Source organism: Achromobacter pulmonis (assembly GCF_002885955.2).
Classification (GTDB): Bacteria; Pseudomonadota; Gammaproteobacteria; order Burkholderiales; family Burkholderiaceae_B; genus Achromobacter; species Achromobacter pulmonis_A.
In genome coordinates this window covers 1-16,603 of record NZ_POQS01000019.1, presented here as the reverse complement: position 1 = coordinate 16,603, position 16,603 = coordinate 1, and the positions used below count along the sequence as shown (strand labels likewise).

General features: G+C 63.3%; 18 protein-coding genes. 15 read left to right on the top strand and 3 right to left on the bottom strand.

Translation table 11 applies throughout. The features are described from left to right. Window positions 1–17: 17 nt before the first annotated feature. The 14 genes from C1I89_RS33050 to C1I89_RS32985 all read left to right on the top strand — a co-directional run bounded on the left by C1I89_RS33050 (window position 18) and on the right by C1I89_RS32985 (window position 10,799). Window positions 18–239: a hypothetical protein gene (locus tag C1I89_RS33050; protein ID WP_102776355.1), complete on the top strand. Its 222-nt coding sequence runs from the start codon at window positions 18–20 to the stop codon at window positions 237–239. Further along, on the top strand, window positions 226–1,182 hold the full coding sequence (locus tag C1I89_RS33045) for a S1C family serine protease (RefSeq protein ID WP_102776354.1): 957 nt from the start codon (window positions 226–228) through the stop codon (window positions 1,180–1,182). Before C1I89_RS33050 ends, C1I89_RS33045 begins: the two co-directional genes overlap by 14 nt. A gap of 3 nt (window positions 1,183–1,185) precedes the next feature. Then, complete coding sequence (locus tag C1I89_RS33040; protein ID WP_102776353.1) at window positions 1,186–2,214, top strand: hypothetical protein; 1,029 nt, start codon at window positions 1,186–1,188, stop codon at window positions 2,212–2,214. Further along, window positions 2,211–2,522: a type II toxin-antitoxin system YafQ family toxin gene (locus C1I89_RS33035; protein ID WP_440130684.1), complete on the top strand. Its 312-nt coding sequence runs from the start codon at window positions 2,211–2,213 to the stop codon at window positions 2,520–2,522. Before C1I89_RS33040 ends, C1I89_RS33035 begins: the two co-directional genes overlap by 4 nt. Before the next feature lie 126 nt (window positions 2,523–2,648). Further along, window positions 2,649–3,224, top strand: a complete 576-nt coding sequence (locus tag C1I89_RS33030; RefSeq protein ID WP_001173919.1) for a recombinase family protein — start codon at window positions 2,649–2,651, stop codon at window positions 3,222–3,224. A 102-nt stretch (window positions 3,225–3,326) separates the two neighbouring features. Further along, window positions 3,327–3,899 (top strand): recombinase family protein, encoded by a 573-nt coding sequence (locus C1I89_RS33025; RefSeq protein WP_034033197.1) that lies wholly within the window; start codon window positions 3,327–3,329, stop codon window positions 3,897–3,899. Between the two features lie 14 nt (window positions 3,900–3,913). Beyond that, window positions 3,914–4,816, top strand: coding sequence for a DNA-methyltransferase (locus C1I89_RS33020; RefSeq protein ID WP_011178354.1), 903 nt, complete (start codon window positions 3,914–3,916; stop codon window positions 4,814–4,816). Continuing rightward, window positions 4,813–5,814, top strand: a complete 1,002-nt coding sequence (locus C1I89_RS33015) for an XcyI family restriction endonuclease (protein ID WP_102776352.1) — start codon at window positions 4,813–4,815, stop codon at window positions 5,812–5,814. Before C1I89_RS33020 ends, C1I89_RS33015 begins: the two co-directional genes overlap by 4 nt. Before the next feature lie 154 nt (window positions 5,815–5,968). Continuing rightward, the gene (gene parA, locus C1I89_RS33010; protein ID WP_008166580.1) at window positions 5,969–6,607 is read left to right on the top strand and encodes a ParA family partition ATPase; all 639 of its coding nucleotides are present in this window, start codon (window positions 5,969–5,971) and stop codon (window positions 6,605–6,607) included. 42 nt (window positions 6,608–6,649) lie between these two features. Beyond that, window positions 6,650–6,850: a plasmid partition protein ParG gene (locus C1I89_RS33005; RefSeq protein WP_008166578.1), complete on the top strand. Its 201-nt coding sequence runs from the start codon at window positions 6,650–6,652 to the stop codon at window positions 6,848–6,850. A 33-nt stretch (window positions 6,851–6,883) separates the two neighbouring features. Then, window positions 6,884–7,270 (top strand): ParC family partition-associated protein, encoded by a 387-nt coding sequence (gene parC, locus C1I89_RS33000; RefSeq protein ID WP_011178358.1) that lies wholly within the window; start codon window positions 6,884–6,886, stop codon window positions 7,268–7,270. A gap of 163 nt (window positions 7,271–7,433) precedes the next feature. Further along, window positions 7,434–8,777, top strand: coding sequence for a replication protein (locus C1I89_RS32995; protein WP_102776351.1), 1,344 nt, complete (start codon window positions 7,434–7,436; stop codon window positions 8,775–8,777). A gap of 220 nt (window positions 8,778–8,997) precedes the next feature. Continuing rightward, window positions 8,998–9,300 carry a hypothetical protein gene (locus C1I89_RS32990; protein WP_219929633.1) on the top strand — a complete coding sequence of 101 codons (303 nt, stop codon included), beginning with the start codon at window positions 8,998–9,000 and terminating at the stop codon, window positions 9,298–9,300. Window positions 9,301–9,890: 590 nt separating this feature from the next. Further along, a complete protein-coding gene (locus C1I89_RS32985) occupies window positions 9,891–10,799 on the top strand; it encodes a DNA-binding protein (protein ID WP_102776350.1) in 909 nt (302 codons plus the stop codon). A gap of 204 nt (window positions 10,800–11,003) precedes the next feature. Here the strand turns inward: C1I89_RS32985 and C1I89_RS32980 are convergent, their stop codons facing one another. From C1I89_RS32980 to C1I89_RS32970, 3 genes are read right to left on the bottom strand one after another with little or no spacing between them, the layout of a single operon-like run. Further along, on the bottom strand, window positions 11,004–11,375 hold the full coding sequence (locus C1I89_RS32980) for a hypothetical protein (RefSeq protein ID WP_102776349.1): 372 nt from the start codon (window positions 11,373–11,375) through the stop codon (window positions 11,004–11,006). Window positions 11,376–11,389: 14 nt separating this feature from the next. Further along, a complete protein-coding gene (locus tag C1I89_RS34750) occupies window positions 11,390–13,927 on the bottom strand; it encodes a type IV secretory system conjugative DNA transfer family protein (protein WP_181391108.1) in 2,538 nt (845 codons plus the stop codon). Window positions 13,928–13,960: 33 nt separating this feature from the next. After that, window positions 13,961–14,272 (bottom strand): mobilization protein, encoded by a 312-nt coding sequence (locus C1I89_RS32970; protein ID WP_102776348.1) that lies wholly within the window; start codon window positions 14,270–14,272, stop codon window positions 13,961–13,963. A 264-nt stretch (window positions 14,273–14,536) separates the two neighbouring features. On the opposite strand from C1I89_RS32970, the gene mobQ reads away from it, so the two are divergent. Further along, window positions 14,537–16,534 carry a MobQ family relaxase gene (gene mobQ, locus C1I89_RS35515; RefSeq protein ID WP_258231577.1) on the top strand — a complete coding sequence of 666 codons (1,998 nt, stop codon included), beginning with the start codon at window positions 14,537–14,539 and terminating at the stop codon, window positions 16,532–16,534. The last annotated feature ends 69 nt before the right edge of the window (window positions 16,535–16,603 follow it).

The following is a 16,603-nucleotide window of genomic DNA, read 5'->3' as shown; positions in this document are numbered from 1 at the left end:
CTGCACAGAGGTGAATCATGACTGACAACAATGTTACCGGCGGCACCCGCCGCGAGCTAACGAAATATCGGATTACCTTCGCCGCCGCCCTGGCGTCCCTGGCCTTGGCCGGCTGGATGATCCAGAGCGCCTATAGCCAGCACATCAAGATTTTGCAGATCGGCGACAAGGCCGGCGAGCTGCTGCAAATGCGCGGCCTCACCGCTCACCAGGAGGGCGCACAGCATGAGCAGCGTTAAGACCTGGCGACGCGCCGCCCTGTCGGCCTATATCGCGGCCGGCGCAGCCCTGCCCCTGGCCGCCTACGCCTTGGCAACCACGCAGGCCAACGTGAACGCCATCGCGGCCGCACAGCAGCGCCTCAGTGATACCCAATGGCACGACCATCTAGCAGACGACAACCAGGCGAGCGCGGCCAGCGCCGGCGGCGCTGGGGTGCGACTGGACTCCCGCCCGTACTCCCCCGCCGTCGATTGGTCGGCCGTGGGCGGCCGTGTCATGCCGTCCGTGGTGATGGTGTCCGTCATCGAGCAGGCCCGAGGCGACGGCAGCCGTAACCGCGCCTGGCTTATCCCTGGCGTACAAACCAACCAGGCGACCGCCTGGCTTAACCGTTATCGCGCCTGGCAAGCCGATTGGGCAGAGCACGACCAGGAACGCGATTGGGTGACGATGGGCGCGGGCTTCCTGATCGGCGACGGCCGCCAGGTGGCGACGGCCGGGCACGTTATCAGCGGTTCCGAAGGTGTGCGCGTGAAACTCGCCGGCGGCGAGTGGCGGGCCGCCCGAGTCGTCGGCGTGGATCTCGCCCAGGACGTGGCCCTGTTGCGCATTGAGGGCGAGCCGGGCCAGCCGGTGGCGATCGCGCCGGCCATGCCGCCCCAAGGCCAGGCCGTGGCGGCTGTCGGATCGCCCAACGGCTGGGGCTTCTCGCTGTCGGCCGGCGTGGTGAGCCGCTACGGATCGGCCGCCGGCATGTTCGCAACCCGGCCCATGTTGCAGATCGCTGCCCCGGTGATCGGGGGCAATTCCGGCGGGCCTGTGTTCAACGCCAGGGGGGAAGCCGTGGGCATGGTCAGCTTCGGCAAGGAGCAGTTTCAACAGACCGTGCCGATTGGCCGCGTCCTGGATGTGGCCGGCGAACTACAACGCAACGAGCAACGAGACTTGGGAAAGGAATGAACAATGAAGAATGACCAGGTGCAGGCGCTGAACTACTGCGCACACGCCATTGAAGACCTGCGCGAACTGGAGGCCATCTTGCGCGGTGCGGCTCCCGAGTCGGCCCGCGTTTTTCGGCGTTTGATCGACATGCTGCAACACAGCGTCAAGTTCATCTTGCCGAACTGCTGCGACCTCATCGACCCGAACGAACTACGACAAGCGCATCTAGACCTTACCCGCCTCCCTTTTCCCTGCGTGGCCTTTGAGGCGCCCTGGGAGAAGGAGGACGGGATTGAACAGCTAGGCGAGTTCCAGCAGACGCCGGCGACAAAGCGCATTGCCCTTTGTTGGGAAGCAAGTCCGGAATATGAGCTGCTGCCAGGGCTAAACAGCATTCTCGAAGCCTTTCCGGAAGGTGGGGTTTTCGTTCTCCCGATCTATTGGGGGCCTGAGCATCGGCGATGGACAGTGGCGCTCGGAGGTTCGTTCGTACCCTACGAAAATACCATGCAGGATGTGAAGCTGGAGGAATCCTTGCCGGCTAGTCGCATCGCTCATGCGGCGACCATCGAGGCGGGATTAACCAAATCCAAGGCCAAGCATTTCAGAGCCGAACCCTTCTACCTGTTGCCCGAGTTCTACGAGAAAACCTTGGCCGCGTATGGCGGCAACAGAGAGAAGGCTTACGCGCAAATCATTCTCGATTCACGCGACGAGGTGCAGGCAGTTGTTCAAGCATGCAGCGTCATTAACTGCGCCAACGTGACAACGGCCGAAATCAGCGCGTCGGCCGCGCTCAACAAGAAGCGTCAGGAGAAAGGCAAGCAACCGTTTTTTTCCTACAAGGTCTTGCAGCTATCGGACGAGCGCCGGGAGGCGGCTGGAAAGGGTGGCGCTAGTGGAAATCACGCCAGCCCACGCATGCACCTGCGACGCGGCCACTTGCGACGGCTGGAAAGCAAAGTGGTTTGGGTGCGGCCTGCAATGGTCAATGCAGGCTCGAACACCGGCGTAGTGTTGAAGGATTACGCGGTACAGCCGAAAGGATGAAGGTACCGGTGTCATTTTCAGAAGACGACTGCACCAGACAACGCGGTTTGAAGGCTGTTGTGCAGTCGTCTATTGAACGAACAGTATCAGGAGTCCGCTGCACGAATGATGACCTCAAGCCGGTTCTGGTCGCGCTGGCGACCGATCAGCCCCTGGATGTGCGATACCGCGACCACGATCTTTCCGGCGATTGGGCGGGCTACCGCGAATGCCACATCAAGCCCGACCTGCTGCTGATCTACCGCAAGTCCGACGCCGACACCCTGCGACTGGCGCGGCTTGGCTCCCATAGCGAGCTGTTCGGCTGATGCCAGTCGCCTTGTCCGCCAAACGATCATTAGGCGGCCAAACCGGACGCCTGTCCGAAAACATCTTGCGCAACGGGATGACGGACAATAAGATAGGCGGACGGTATAACGGACAAATGGGCGGAAATGGCACTCATCGGCTATGCGCGGGTATCGACGGCGGAACAGGACACCGCCTTGCAGACGGATGCGCTGCGCAATGCAGGCTGCGAACGGGTTTTCGAGGACACGGCATCCGGGGCCAAGGCAGACCGGCCCGGCTTGGCCGATGCGCTGGCTTATCTGCGCGATGGCGATGTGCTGGTCGTCTGGCGGCTGGATCGGCTTGGCCGCTCCCTGCCGCACCTGATTGAGACGGTCGGCAAGCTGGAAGCACGGGGCGTCGGCTTCCGCTCGTTGACTGAAAACATCGACACCACCACGCCGGGCGGACGGCTCATCTTCCATGTGTTCGGTGCGCTGGGCCAGTTCGAGCGCGACCTGATCCGCGAGCGCACCAAGGCCGGGTTGACCGCTGCCGCCGCACGCGGGCGCAAAGGCGGACGCAAGCCGGTTGTCACTGCCGACAAGTTGCAACGAGCGCGGGAGCTTGTCGCCAACGGCTTGAATGTCCGCGAGGCCGCCGCACGCCTCAAGGTAGGAAAAACCGCTCTCTACGCTGCCTTGCAGGCGGCCAGTTCTGGCAGTGCAGCCGACTCCTGATATTTCGTGCAGTCGCCTTCTGAAAACGACACTGTCCCGGGTTATTCAGATGCGGTAAAGTGTTCATTTATTCGTTCAGCTTTCAATGTGGCGGAACTGTCCATGAATCAACGCATCGGCTATGCCCGCGTCTCGACCGACGATCAGAACCTTGACCTGCAACGGGACGCACTCCGGCAGGCCGGGTGCTCGACCATCTACGAGGAAGCGGCCAGCGGCAAGAGCGCGGCACGACCGGAGCTTGAGCAGTGCCGGAAGGCGCTCCGGGCCGGGGATACCCTCGTGGTGTGGCGGCTGGATCGACTCGGGCGCAGCCTGCCCGATCTGGTGCAGATCGTGGCCGACCTTGAGCAGCGCGGCGTGCAGTTCGAGAGCCTGACCGAAAAGATCGAGACAGGGAGCGCGGCGGGCAAGCTGCAATTCCATGTTTTCGCGGCGCTGGCCGAGTTTGAGCGCGGCTTGATCCGCGAACGAACCCGGGCGGGCTTGGAAGCGGCCCGCGCCCGTGGCCGATCCGGTGGCCGCAAGCCGAAACTGGACGCCAAGCAGATACGCCACATCAAGGCGCTACTGCGCGACCCGAACACCTGCGTGGCCGAACTCGCCCGAGATTACGGCGTGTCACGGACAACGATTTACAAGCATTGCGGCGTGGTGCAGCCGCGCCACGATTGAGAGGACATAACAACATGCCAAAAGCAAAAACCGCCGCGCCGTCTGGCGTTGAGCGAATCCAGCGCCCCGAGCCGCTTACCTTGCGCGGCTCGACGCTTTTTGAGGGGGACGCCCTGACCGTGCTGCGCCGTCTGCCGTCCGGGTCTGTGCGCTGTGTGGTCACGTCGCCGCCCTACTGGGGGCTGCGCGATTACGGCATCGAAGAACAAATCGGGCTTGAGGGCACCATGCCCCAGTTCCTGCACCGACTGGTGGCCATCTTCGCCGAGGTGCGGCGCGTGCTGACGGATGACGGCACCCTTTGGCTGAACATCGGCGACGGCTACACGAGCGGCAATCGCGGTTATCGCGCCCCGGACAAGAAGAACCCGGCCCGGGCGATGGACGTTCGCCCCGACACGCCCGAGGGCTTGAAGCCAAAGGACTTGATCGGCATTCCGTGGCGGCTGGCGTTCGCCTTGCAGGATGATGGCTGGTATCTGCGCAGTGACATTGTGTGGAACAAGCCAAACGCGATGCCCGAGAGCGTCAAGGATCGCCCGGCCCGCTCGCATGAGTTCCTGTTCATGCTCACCAAGTCGGAAAAGTATTACTACGACTGGCAGGCTGTCCGGGAGCCTGCGGACGGCGGCGGGCTGCGCAATCGCCGCTCAGTCTGGCATGTGAACACCAAGCCTTTTGCCGGTGCCCACTTCGCTACCTTCCCGCCCGACCTGATCCGGCCTTGCATCCAAGCATCGACCGAGCCGGGCGATTACGTCCTCGATCCGTTCTTCGGATCGGGAACCGTGGGCCTCGTGTGCCAGGACGAAAACCGGCAATACGTGGGCATCGAACTGAACCCCGAATATGTGGCCTTGGCGGCTGATCGCCTGCAAGGGCAGGACAGCAACGTGATAAGGATCGCCGCCGCATGACCACCCCCAACAAGATCAATTTTCCGCCGCCAAAGCTGCAAATCGACTTCGCGTTCGCCCTCAAGCGGTTCCGGGCTGTCTATCTGCAAAGCGCCCTGCTGGAAACCGTGCGGGACATGGACATTGCCGAGCTGGACAAGCAGCTTGCCGAGTACGTCCCCCCGGCAGACTTGGCGACCCTTGCGCAGTACGGCTTGCGGGCCGAACTGCTGTTCGCCGTGCCTGCCGTGCTGGAGGCGAACCCCTACCTGCTGGGCTATTACCGGCTGCTGATGGGCTACAGCCAGAAGGAGTTTTACGGACGCGACAAGGGCTTCGGTGTCGGTTACTTCAAGTCGATGGAGGAAAAGGGCAAGACCAGCAAGGCGGCAGCCGCTGACCTGCCCGACCTATGCGTGGCGTTCTGCGCCACTGCATCGGCGCTGCTGGCCGGTGTTGGCCCGCTGCGCGTCAGCCGGGAATTACTGGATGACTTGACCCTGCTGACCGTAGGCCCGCAGCTACGCGGCGGGGCCAACAACCAGCGCGGCACCGATGGCATCGTGCAGGTGTTCGAGATCATCCGGGAGATCGTCGCCCATGCCGCCGCCGAGGTGCGCGAAAGCGCCATCGAGGTGAACAGCGCCACGGGCCGCCCGTTCCTGATCGAGTTCGCGCCAGACCCCGACATCATCATCCGCGAGGAAATGGAGCACCAGCATTACCGCAACGTGGTTGCTATCGAGGTCAAGAGCGGCACGGATGTATCCAACATCCACAACCGCATCGGCGAGGCGGAAAAGAGCCACCAGAAGGCGCGGCAGCGCGGCTTTACCGAGTGCTGGACTGTGGTCAATGTCGGGCGGCTGGACATGGTGAAGGCCCGCAGCGAATCGCCATCGACCGACCGCTTTTATTCGCTGGCCGCCCTGTCGCTCAGGGCTGGCGACGAGTACGACGACTTCCGCCGCCGTGTGCTGTCGCTGACGGCCATTCCTGCCGCGCCGACGAACCCGTAAGCCCTCCCCTGCCCTGCCACCGAACCCCGCCGCGTGCGGGGTTTTTCATGGCTTCAAATCCTCAAAAGGTGCATTTACTCAAATCCTCAATATGCTATACTGTGCTTGAGTAATTCCTTTTTTCCTCAAACGCTCAATAGCTCAAGGAGTGCATATGCAAGTCATCGCTGTACTGAACCAGAAGGGCGGGGCGGGTAAAACCACCATCGCCACCCACCTTGCCCGCGCCCTGCAACTCGACGGCGCAGACGTGTTGCTGGTTGATTCCGACCCACAGGGCAGCGCCCGCGATTGGGCCGCCGTCCGCGAGGATCAACCCGTGCCCGTGGTTGGCATCGACCGGCCCACCATCGAGCGCGATCTAAAGAGCGTGGCCCGGAAAGACTTTGTTGTGATCGACGGAGCGCCGCAGGCTCATGATCTGGCCGTGTCCGCAATGAAGGCCGCCGATTGCGTGCTGATCCCGGTGCAGCCGTCGCCCTACGACATTTGGGCAACCTCTGACCTCGTGGATTTGGTCAAGCAGCGCATCGAGCTTACCGACGGCAAGCTGAAAGCGGCTTTCGTGGTCAGCCGGGCGATCAAGGGCACCAAGATTGGCGCGGAAGTCTCCGAGGCGCTGGCCGGGTACGGCCTGCCGATCCTGCAAACGCGCATCACGCAGCGCGTCATCTACCCGAGCAGCGCGGCCAGCGGCACCACGGCCATTGACCAAGAGCCGACGAGCGAGGCCGCCGAGGAAATCCGGGCGCTGGCTGAGGAAGTGCGCCGTTTCCTCAATTGCACCATTTGAGTAATTAAGGAGTAGGTGAAAATGAGTAGCGGGAAACTTGGCATGAAAGCAGGCCGCCCGAGCGCCGCGAAGGCTGGCCCTACCTTGTCCGACCTTGCCGACAAGGCCGCCACCGTCCGGGTGAATTTCGACCTCGACCGGGCCGAGCACACGAAGCTGAAGATTTACGCCGCCAAAACCGGGCGCAGCATCACGGACATTCTGCGCGAACTGGTGCGCTCACTTGATGAAAAGAGTGATTGAGTAATCACTTAACCGGCTGGACGGGTCAAAAGCATGGACTCTAGTCCATACATTTTTGACTTGGCGAAATTTAATAATGTTGATGAAATACGGCGCGTGGGGTATAAAGCGATGGTTGAAATGGAACCGTTGAGTCTGGAGGTACTGCCGCCCTCTCATTTCAAGGCGTTTGCGAAGAACGCACCGCATGAGATCAAGGGCGCTGTCATCGAGAACACAGAGCGCGGGCTGGTGATCGTGCTGCACGTTGGCAACGAGCGGCGCATTCTCGGCCAGTACCGGGGAGGCATCCGGTTTTTTCGCTCTTTCGATGGCGCGGCGGCAGTGCTGCGGCAGCATGGCGTGCTGCACTGGACGGCGAATGCAAAAGGCTGGATTCCGCGAACTTTGGAAGCGAAGGAGCGGAGTTCAGATGGATGAAAAAGCAAAGCCCCGCGTGGCAGCGGGGCTTGGCAAGAGGTGGGAACCTAGCAGGTGGCACTGTTTGGAACCCGAAGGCGTGACCGATGCAGACGACCAGACACACACACTATGGTCTGCATTGTAGCGCCCTACCTCTTGCCGCACAAGCGGAAAGAGGGTTATGGGACAGGCACAGCTACGACTTTTCAGCCCAGCCGATGAGGCGGGTTGCTATCACGACACAGCCCGGCAGGGCTTTTTCTCGTTGCTCATGGCGACGGGCGAGGGCAGCGGCAAGAAGCAGGACAGTTACCGGCTGTCACAGATGCCCGTGGTGCTCTCCATGCTCGACCACAGCCGGGATACCTGGCTGTCTCAGGCCGAGTTCATCAAGCCAAACCGCCGTGTCGTCAATCTGGCCCGCATCGGGCTGCTGTTCGCTGACTTGGACACCTACCGCGAGCCGTGGGCGCAGGGGCGCAGCCCCGAGCAACTGGCCGCCGCTGTCATGTTCCGCTGCTACGACGAAGGCGTGCCGCCGCCGTCGATCCTCGTTTTCTCTGGCCGTGGCGTGCAAGCAAAGTGGCTGCTGGATGGCACCTTGCCGCGTCAGGCGCTGCCACGCTGGAATGCCTGCCAGCGTTACCTGATCGACCGTCTGGCCGGGCTGGGCGCTGATCCAGCGGCCAAGGATGCAAGCCGCGTGCTGCGGCTGGTCAATACGGTGAACAGCAAGAGCGGCGAGGTTTGCCGCGTCATCCACGTAGAGCAAGGCCCGGACGGCGAGCCGATCCGGTACAACTTCGAGTATCTGGCCGAGGCGCTGCTGCCGGTGGCCCGCTGGGACATCGAGGCCGACCGCAAGGCACGCGCCGACCGTCGCCAGTTCAAGCTGCTGCCGGGCGGCCAAACCGGCAACCTGCGCAGCCTCAACGGGCGGCAACTGGCGTGGGATCGTCTGGAGGACTTGCGCACGCTGGCCGCGCTGCGCGGCGGCGTGGCCGAAGGCGAGCGGATGCAGCACCTGTTTTGGCGGCTGAACTTCCTGCTGCTGTCAGGCGCGACGCACACGGGCCAGATGTACCACGAGGCCGCCGCGCTGGCCCGTGAGCTTGATCCACGGTGGAACTACCGCAGCGCCGAGCTTATGACGCTGTACGCCAAGGCCAAGGCTCACGAAGCCGGGGAAAAGGTGGAGTTCGGCGGCAAGCAGTTTGCGCCGCTTTACACGCCCAAGAACGACACGCTTATCAGCCTGTTTCACATCACCGATGACGAGCAGCGCAAGCTGCGCACGCTCATCAGCCGGGACATGGCAAAGGAACGCGACAGGGAGCGCCACACGGCCCGCAGGCGTGCCGCTGGGGCTGTCGATCGTGCCACCTATGAGGCCAATTCCGCGAGCCGTCAGAAGCCGTGGGAAGCCTTGGGCATGAGCCGCCGCAGTTGGTATCGGGCAGGGAAACCAGCCGCGCCTGCCGATGGCACAAGTTCGTCCGTATTACAGGCGGAGGCGGGGAAATGAGGGTTGGCACAAGTCCGTCCGTATTACTAATGGCGAAGCCTACGCCCGGCGCGAAGCGCCTGTCTTTGAGTAGCCCCCAGCATTTAAAAAATGCGAGTAGCCCGCGCAGGTTGTGGGTAAGTCCAACGGACTTATCCATCATCCTGCGCTGCGCCGGAACGGCGCGAGTAGCCCGCCGCCCGCAGGGCGGCCCCCTCGTCCAGTTTGTCGGGTGGCTGTCATGAGCCGCGCCGGTCGATCCTTTCCGCCCGCGCTGCTGGATTCGTTGCGGGCAATGACGGTGCAGGAAACGCTAGACCGGCTGGGCCTGTACTGGAAGCGTGATCCTGACTTTGTGCCGGTGAAGGACAAGGCCACGGTACGGCTGAATGTGTCCATCGGTGGCGGTGGTGTTGAGCTACTGGCGACCGGGCCGAAGTGGTACGACACGCGGGCAGAGCAGGGCGGCGGCGGTGCCATCGACCTGACCATGCACCTGTTCAGGTTGTCATTCGTGGATGCGGTCAAACGGCTGTCGCCTTGATCGTGTTTGCAAGATGCCTCCGGCGGCCCCTGCCGGGGGCCACTCGCCGCCGTGAGGCTCGGGGGGCAGGGTGGCGGGCTTCGCCCTTCGTCCTGCCCCCACTCGCTCAGGCTGGGGCGCTCCGAGGGCATCAAGCGACTTTCGCGGCATAAACGGTGCCCCCCTACGGGCTACCCCCCCATTTAGGGGTCGATTCAGAAAACGGAATTTAAAGCACGCTAAGGAATGCTCGACTCAGCAACAGCGCGGCTTCGCGGGCGGCGGTTGCCACTGGAAGCGCAGTGTTGGCCGTTCTCGAAACTCGGCGGTCTTGGCGGCTCGATACGAGAGTGGTTTTCGAGAATTGGACAGGCAAGGCCAGCACTGGCGCGGCCTGCTTTCTCACGGCGGCTTCTCGCAAATGATCGTTTGCGAGCAAGGCGGCAATGCCAAAGGCTTAACGTACGATATTTTCCGAATTCTGAGACGACCCCCAGGTGCGCGGCGGCCGCCCTGGCCGCGCCGCCGCGTAGTATTTTCGCTGTAGGCTTGTAAATTGTAGTATGTAGTAGTATCATACAACATATTACAACGCTACAGGAGCATACAAAATGGCCGTCACCAAAGAGCAGATTCTTGCCGCCGCTGACCAGATCGCCGCCGCCGGTGAGCGGCCCACGCTTGAAGCTGTGCGTCAGATCGTCGGCGGTAGCTACACCACCATTTCGCCCGTCCTGAACGAATGGAAGGCCCGCCAGAAGGAAGCCGCCGCGCCCCTGCGCGAGCCGGCACCCCAGGCCGTGGGCGACCGGCTGGCCGAGGTCGGGGCCGACATTTGGGGGATGGCGTTGGGGCTAGCGAATAGCCGGCTGGCCGCCGAGCGCGAGGCGCTGGAGAAGGCCCGCGCCGACATGGAGGCCGCCCAGGCCGAAGCCGCCGAGCTGGCCGACAAACTGGCCGGCGAGGTCGAGGCCCTGCAATCCCGCCTGGCGTCCATCGAGGCGGCCGAGCAGGCCGCACGCACCGAGGCCGACGAGTTGCGCGGGCAACTGACCGCCGCCCAGGAACAGGCCCACACCGCCGAGGCCCGCGCCGTCGAAATCGAGCGCCGCGCCGGCGAACTGCGCACGGAGCTGGATAGGGCACACCAGGACGCCGACCAGGTACGGGGCAACCTGGCCGAGCAGCAGAAGGCGAACCAGGCGACGGCCGCCCAGCTCGACCAGGTGCGCGCCGAGCTGGCGAAGGTGCAGGGCAAGGCAGAGGCGGCCGACCAGGCGCACCAGGAGCAGCGCCGGCAGGCAGTAGCCGACGCCCAGCGCCAAGCCGAGCAACTGACCGCCACCCAGGCCGAGCGCGACCAGGCACGCCAAGAGGCCAGCAAGGCCCGCGAGGAAGCCGCCCGACTCGCCGGCCAACTCCAGGCGCACCAGGAGCAAACCGCCGCGATCCTGGCACGTTTGGCACCAGCTGAGGCGAAGCCGGAGGATGCGGGCAAGCCGGTCAAAGGGCGCAAGTGATCCGTTGCGCTGTCGGCGCGCCCCTCAAGAGTCAAACCAGGGGGCTAGATCCTTCATCGTCAGAAATGACGGTGCAGGCCTGCAAGGATTCCGGCGGCTAACCCCGGGCGCGCTATTGACTCTTGAGGGGCGGGGATTTTAGCCGCTAAAGCGCAAAATCGTAAATGCGCGTTTCTGTGTTTGTGGTTTGTTTGTTCCTGGTGTTCAATCCGGCGGCCCTGGCCGTCTGGCCTTGCGGGCCGTGGCGAAGTCGATCACTTCAGCCGTGCGCTTGGCGGCCGATTGCATCGGGGCGGCTGGCCGGTGATTTGGCCGGAACAGCTCGACCAGGAAGGCCCACACGAAGATAAACGGCGTCAGCGGCAGCACGACCAGGAAGCCGAGCGCCCGGAGCAGGGCGAACCAGGCGCGACGCAAACCGGCCGGCAGCTTGCGCAGCAGATCGAGGACGAAGCCGCCGATCAGCCAGAGCGGCGCGGCCATCACCATGACGGCAGCCACCAGGGCCGGGCCGAGGCGGCGGCCGAACCACAGGCCAGCGCCGAGCGCGAGCAGTATCCCGATGACCATCATCATGCCGGCATCCCCCTTTAGCTGTGGTACGGGTTGGGGTCTGCCTTGCCCACGTACTCCGCGTCCACCAGGTAGTTAAGCCGGGTGAGCTGATACGGGTATTCGCCTTTGACCAGGACAATCGGCTTTTCCGGGCCGAGGCGCATCACTTCATCCGGCGTGAGCAGGTGCCGGCCGGTGAATTGCTGACTGGTGCCGGTCGACTTGCCCCGGTTCATGCCGCCCGAGCTGCCGCCCGAGTCGGAACCGCTGAAATTCCGGCCGCTGCTGCGCCCCTCGTTCTGCGTTTCGTATTCGATGGTGGCCTGGCCCAGCGAGTCAGACACATATTTCGCGGTGTCGTAATCGTCGGTGCCGTAGAAGGTTTTGGCCGAGTTGGCCAGGAAGGTTTGCCACTTCGGATAGACGCCCTTCAACTGGCTCAAGTCCTGGATGAACACCCAGAAGGCTAGGCCGTAGCCGCGCATCAGGCTAACCGCGTCCTCGATCTGCTTCATGTAGCCGAGCTGGCCGAACTCATCGAGCAGGAAGGCGACCCGGTGCATGGGTTGCGTGGTGCTCGACGTGATGGCCGCGATCACGGAGCCGATGAAGGCCCGGACAAAGCGGGCATTGGGGCCGATTTTGTTGGCGGGCAGCACCATGTAGACCGTCATCAGTTCGGCCTTCATGTTCGCCAGGTCGAAATCGGAGCGCGACACGGCCGCCGCGATCCGTGGATCATCCATAAAGGCCGTGCTCTTCTGCGCCGTCGAAATCACCGAGCCGCGTTCACGGTCGGGCATCCCCATGATGGTGTTTGCCGCCCGCGCCGGAAGGCCGAAGGCGGCCTTTTCGTCGGCGGCCATTTCGGCCAGGGTCTCAAAAAGCACTTCCTCGCCGGCGGTCAGGATGCGCCGCACTTCTGGCAGATTGCGACGGCCTTCATCCAGGCCGGCAACGTGCAGCATCAGCCCTTGCAGCAGCGTCCGGGCCGACTCGTCAAAGTGCGCCTGCCCCTTCGGGTCTGGAATCACCAGGCAGTCAGCCAGCACGGCCGATTCACCGACGCATTCCGGGTCACTCGTATCGAGGCGATCCAGCAGGTTGAAGGCGTGCGCCTCGCCCTTGGTCACTCCGAACGGATCGACCACGAAAACCTTATGCCCCAGCTCGCGGCGGGCGCGTGCCGTCACGGCCGCGTTTTCGCCCTTCACGTCCAGCACCAACGCGCTGCCGGGGTAGTCCAGGAGGTTAGGAATCACCGCGCCGATACCCTTGCCGGAGCCAGTCGGCGCGACCGTGACAACGTGGCCGAGGAAACGGAAACGCGGATCGACGCAGGCGGGGGCATCCGGCACGCGGGCCAGCGCAAACCCGGCGGGCTTGCCAGGCGCGACCAAGTGGCCGCCCTGGCGCATTTCGTCGGCCGTGCCCCAGCGGGCCGAGCCGTGGGTAGCGTGCGCGGCGGCCATCTTGCCCACCACGTCAGCACCAGGCCCGCCAGCTGGGGCACCGCCCAGGCCCGCGCGGAGGTTTTCCAGCGTGCCGCCCAGGATTGCCAGACGCTTGCCGGTCGGCGAATCGACGCCCGCACGAGCGGCCAGCCAGCCGAACACCGGGCCGGCGAAAAGATAGGTTGCGGCCGTACCGGCCAGCGTGGCCGCGATCATGAGCCACTGCGGCAGGAAGGGCAGGGCCACGAAGCCGCCCGCCATCACCGTGCCGGGCACCATGTAGGCAAGCCCGGCGGCAGCGCCGGCCGTCACCGGGTTAAGCCGCCGCTTGGTGGCCCACCAGGAGCCGCCGAACGTCACGACCAGGAGCATGGTTAGCCAAGGTTTCCAGACCGTCAAAAGGCGCTCAACGAAGCCGCCGAAATAGCCCTCGACGGTGCGGCCTTCGAGCTTGTCGCGCCGATCCGTGGCGACCGCCTGGCGCTGCGCCATCGTTTCGGCCTGCACCTTGTCGGCGGCCGACTTGCCAAGCCCGGCGACCAGATCAAAGGCGCGGCCGTTGGCATTGTTGAGCATGGTAACGGCCAGCGTGGCGGCCTTCGATTCCTGGCCCGGCGTCTTGGCCGCTGCCTCGATCTTCGCTAGCGCCTCATCGAGCGAGGCCGGCGGCGTCATACCGACATTCTGAAACAGGTAAGTCAGGTCTTGACCGAACAGTGAACGAACCGCTGCCGCGCCCTCTGCATTCGGGGTATCTGTTGCCGCCTTCTGCAATTCCAAAAGCGGCCCCTTGACCTCACCGAGCGCCGCCCGGAAGGCATCCCAGTTGCCCACATTCGCGGCCGTGCTGATCTTCTCCTTGGCGTTATCCAAGCCGTTGAGCTTGACCGCCCAGGCATCGAGCACGGCGTTTTCAGCATCGCATCGCATTTGCTCGCGCTGCTTCGCCTGTTCTTGCGTCTGCGCGTCATTGATGAATGACCACGCTTGAGAGTTAGGGGTGCATTTGTTGAAAGTTGCGGCCGAGGCTTGCGGAGCCAGGGAGAGAAAGAAAACGCCCATCAGGACAGCGACGATGCTAGCCCATAGTCTTGATGCGATCCATTCAAAGTCAATCATGATTCACCTCTGTGCAGGTCGATAAAAACGGCGTTACGACTGGTTGCCGCCATCCGTAGCGCCGGGGTCTTGCTTGGCCTCATTGGAGGCCAGCAATGGCAAGCCGAATAGTTCCCGGTCACGGTCTGCTTTCAGCTCGTTGTTCAGCAGGGCTTGCAGCTTCTCTTGACTCCACTCGCCCCGCTTCACCTTGGACAAGACGACGCCGCCGATAAGGATTTTCCGGCGGGTGTCGCGCTTGCGTTCCTCTTCACTTTCACGGGCTTTGATTGCCTGTATCTGTGCCTTTAGTTCTGCCTCCTTCTTCATCAAGTCGGCTAGCTTGTCTTTTGTGGTTTTTGCCATAGTCGTTTCTCCTGATAGGACGCTTGAATAATACCGCCGACGGTGGCACACTGCAACCCGTAGCAAAGCGAAGGGCGCACTTATGCAAACTCTGCGAGTTTGCGTGCGGCATGGGGCAAGCCCCCTGCACCCCTCTCCGGGCTGCGCCCTCCGCGTCGCCTATGCTCCCATTGCTCGCCCGACTTCGCGGGCATGGCAATGTAAGCATGGCGACTTGGCATTAACGGCAGCGGCTTTTTAGCCGCTAAAAAATCGGGGTATCGCGTGGCGATCTTTCACCTTAGCGTCAAGACAATCAGCCGCAGTGCTGGCCGGTCGGCCACTGCGGCGATTGCCTATCGCGCTGGTGAAAGAGTCACTGACGAGCGAACCGGCCTCGTCCATGACTACACCCGCCGCCGTGGCATCGAGCACACCGAGATTTTCCTACCGGAAAACTCGCCAGCATGGGCTACGAACCGCGCCCAGCTTTGGAACGCTGCCGAGCTGTCAGAGACTCGCAAGAACTCGACGGTAGCCCGCGAGTTTGAAGTAGCGATTCCGGCCGAGCTGAATAGGGAGCAGCGCCTAGAGCTGGTGCGAGAATTCGCCCGCGACCTTGTGCAACGTCACGGCATGGCCGTTGATGTTGCGATCCATGAGCCGGGCAAAGACGGCGACCACAGGAACCACCACGCGCACATTCTTTGCAGCACTCGACGGCTGACGCCCGAGGGCTTCAAAGACAAGACCCGCGAGCTTGACGACCAGAAGAGCGGCGAGATTGCGAACTGGCGGCAACGCTGGGCCGATGTCTCGAACCGGCATCTTGAGAATGCAGGACGCCAAGAGCGCATCGACCACCGGAGCCTATCCGCACAGCGGGCCGATGCCATCGAGAGGGGCGACACCGGGCAGGCGGCCAAGTTTGACCGCCTGCCGACTGTCCATCTTGGCCCGAACGTGGTGCAGATGGAGCAGCGCGGTATCAGAACGGAGCGCGGCGACCAAGGGCGAGAAATCACCCAGCGCAATGCGCAGATCATCAACTTGGCAGAAGCGCGGCAGCGCATCGAGGCAGCGAGGGCAGCTTATGAGCGAGATAACGGAAATGGACGAGATAGAACGGCTGATAGGGACGATGGACGACCCACCGCCCGAGCAGGTGCCGAGCAGCCAGGACGACACGCCGGAAAGTCCGACATTGGCCGCCCTGGACAAGTCCCGCCGGCCTTCGCCCGAGGTCGTTTGCGGAACCTGTCCGAACTCGGTGTGGTTCGCTTCCCCGAACGAGGTGAAATGCTATTGCCGCGTGATGTTCCTCGTAACGTGGAGCACCAGCGAGCCGAACCAAATCACGAACTGCGACGGGGTAACGATGGCCTGACGGCCGAGAAGCCAGCGACCGCCCGCGAGCTGGTGCAGCGCGAGCTAAACGCCGACCTGCTGCGCCGGGCCGTGGCCGACCGCGAGCCGGTCAAAGCGGCCAACGATCCAAGCCCGGAAACCATCAAACGGGAATGGCAAAACGAGAAGGCGCGGCAGTTCACTTTGATCGTGAACCGGGCCAAGGAATTGCACACCCGCACGGCGGGCGTGATGGAACGCCAGGAAGGGAAACTAGCGAGCCACGACCAAGCGCGGCCGGCTGAACCGTCCGGCCTGTTTGCCAGCTTGAAGAAGGCCACCCACGACCAGGCGCTAGCCGCCTGGCGCGGCGTTCGGGCCGGGCTGGAAAAGCGGTGGACACAACTGCAAAACCGCCTGCACCTGATCGGCGACTACATGCGCAAGGCTGGCCCCTATGAGCAGCCGACACGAGGCGAACGCCTGGCCGAGAAGAAGGCCGCTCAGGCCCGGCCGGAGCTGGCCGCCAACTTCCAGCAAGTCATCGAGAAGGAGAAGGCCGCCCGCATTGCAGAGCAGCGGGCAAAGATTGACCAACGCCGCACAGGCAAACATCAGGAGCAAAACCACATGAAACAGGAAACGAACGAGGAACTTAAACAGCGCATCGACGCGAACCGCGAGAAGGCCGACAAGGCCGAGCGCAACGAGCTGGAAAAGGCCGGCCGCCTGGCGGGCATCCAGCAGCAGAACGCGGAACAGAAGTACGACGAAAACCAGGTTGCCAAGACCCAGGCCGACAACGTGGCGAAGGAGCTGAACGCAGGCACCGACAAGGGCGACCAGGCGAAGGAAGAGCGGAAGCGCGAAATCCTGGAGCGCTTCAAGGACAAGGCTCGCAGCGACCGTCAGAACGACAGGGGCCGCGGCCGTTAAGGCGGTGCCCGGCCGGCGGCAACCGAACCGGACACCTAATCACAACCCACCTGCACAGAGGTGAATCAT

Coding starts and splice junctions, on each gene's coding strand:
- C1I89_RS32980 (WP_102776349.1), bottom strand. CDS start 11,375: ATGATGATGGTCATCGGGATACTGCTCGCGCTCGGCGCTGGCCTGTGG.
- C1I89_RS33035 (WP_440130684.1), top strand. CDS start 2,211: ATGAAGGTACCGGTGTCATTTTCAGAAGACGACTGCACCAGACAACGC.
- parC (WP_011178358.1), top strand. CDS start 6,884: ATGGACTCTAGTCCATACATTTTTGACTTGGCGAAATTTAATAATGTT.
- C1I89_RS32995 (WP_102776351.1), top strand. CDS start 7,434: ATGGGACAGGCACAGCTACGACTTTTCAGCCCAGCCGATGAGGCGGGT.
- C1I89_RS32985 (WP_102776350.1), top strand. CDS start 9,891: ATGGCCGTCACCAAAGAGCAGATTCTTGCCGCCGCTGACCAGATCGCC.
- C1I89_RS33030 (WP_001173919.1), top strand. CDS start 2,649: ATGGCACTCATCGGCTATGCGCGGGTATCGACGGCGGAACAGGACACC.
- C1I89_RS33025 (WP_034033197.1), top strand. CDS start 3,327: ATGAATCAACGCATCGGCTATGCCCGCGTCTCGACCGACGATCAGAAC.
- C1I89_RS33020 (WP_011178354.1), top strand. CDS start 3,914: ATGCCAAAAGCAAAAACCGCCGCGCCGTCTGGCGTTGAGCGAATCCAG.
- C1I89_RS33040 (WP_102776353.1), top strand. CDS start 1,186: ATGAAGAATGACCAGGTGCAGGCGCTGAACTACTGCGCACACGCCATT.
- C1I89_RS33050 (WP_102776355.1), top strand. CDS start 18: ATGACTGACAACAATGTTACCGGCGGCACCCGCCGCGAGCTAACGAAA.
- C1I89_RS33045 (WP_102776354.1), top strand. CDS start 226: ATGAGCAGCGTTAAGACCTGGCGACGCGCCGCCCTGTCGGCCTATATC.
- C1I89_RS32970 (WP_102776348.1), bottom strand. CDS start 14,272: ATGGCAAAAACCACAAAAGACAAGCTAGCCGACTTGATGAAGAAGGAG.
- parA (WP_008166580.1), top strand. CDS start 5,969: ATGCAAGTCATCGCTGTACTGAACCAGAAGGGCGGGGCGGGTAAAACC.
- C1I89_RS32990 (WP_219929633.1), top strand. CDS start 8,998: ATGAGCCGCGCCGGTCGATCCTTTCCGCCCGCGCTGCTGGATTCGTTG.
- C1I89_RS33015 (WP_102776352.1), top strand. CDS start 4,813: ATGACCACCCCCAACAAGATCAATTTTCCGCCGCCAAAGCTGCAAATC.
- C1I89_RS34750 (WP_181391108.1), bottom strand. CDS start 13,927: ATGATTGACTTTGAATGGATCGCATCAAGACTATGGGCTAGCATCGTC.
- C1I89_RS33005 (WP_008166578.1), top strand. CDS start 6,650: ATGAAAGCAGGCCGCCCGAGCGCCGCGAAGGCTGGCCCTACCTTGTCC.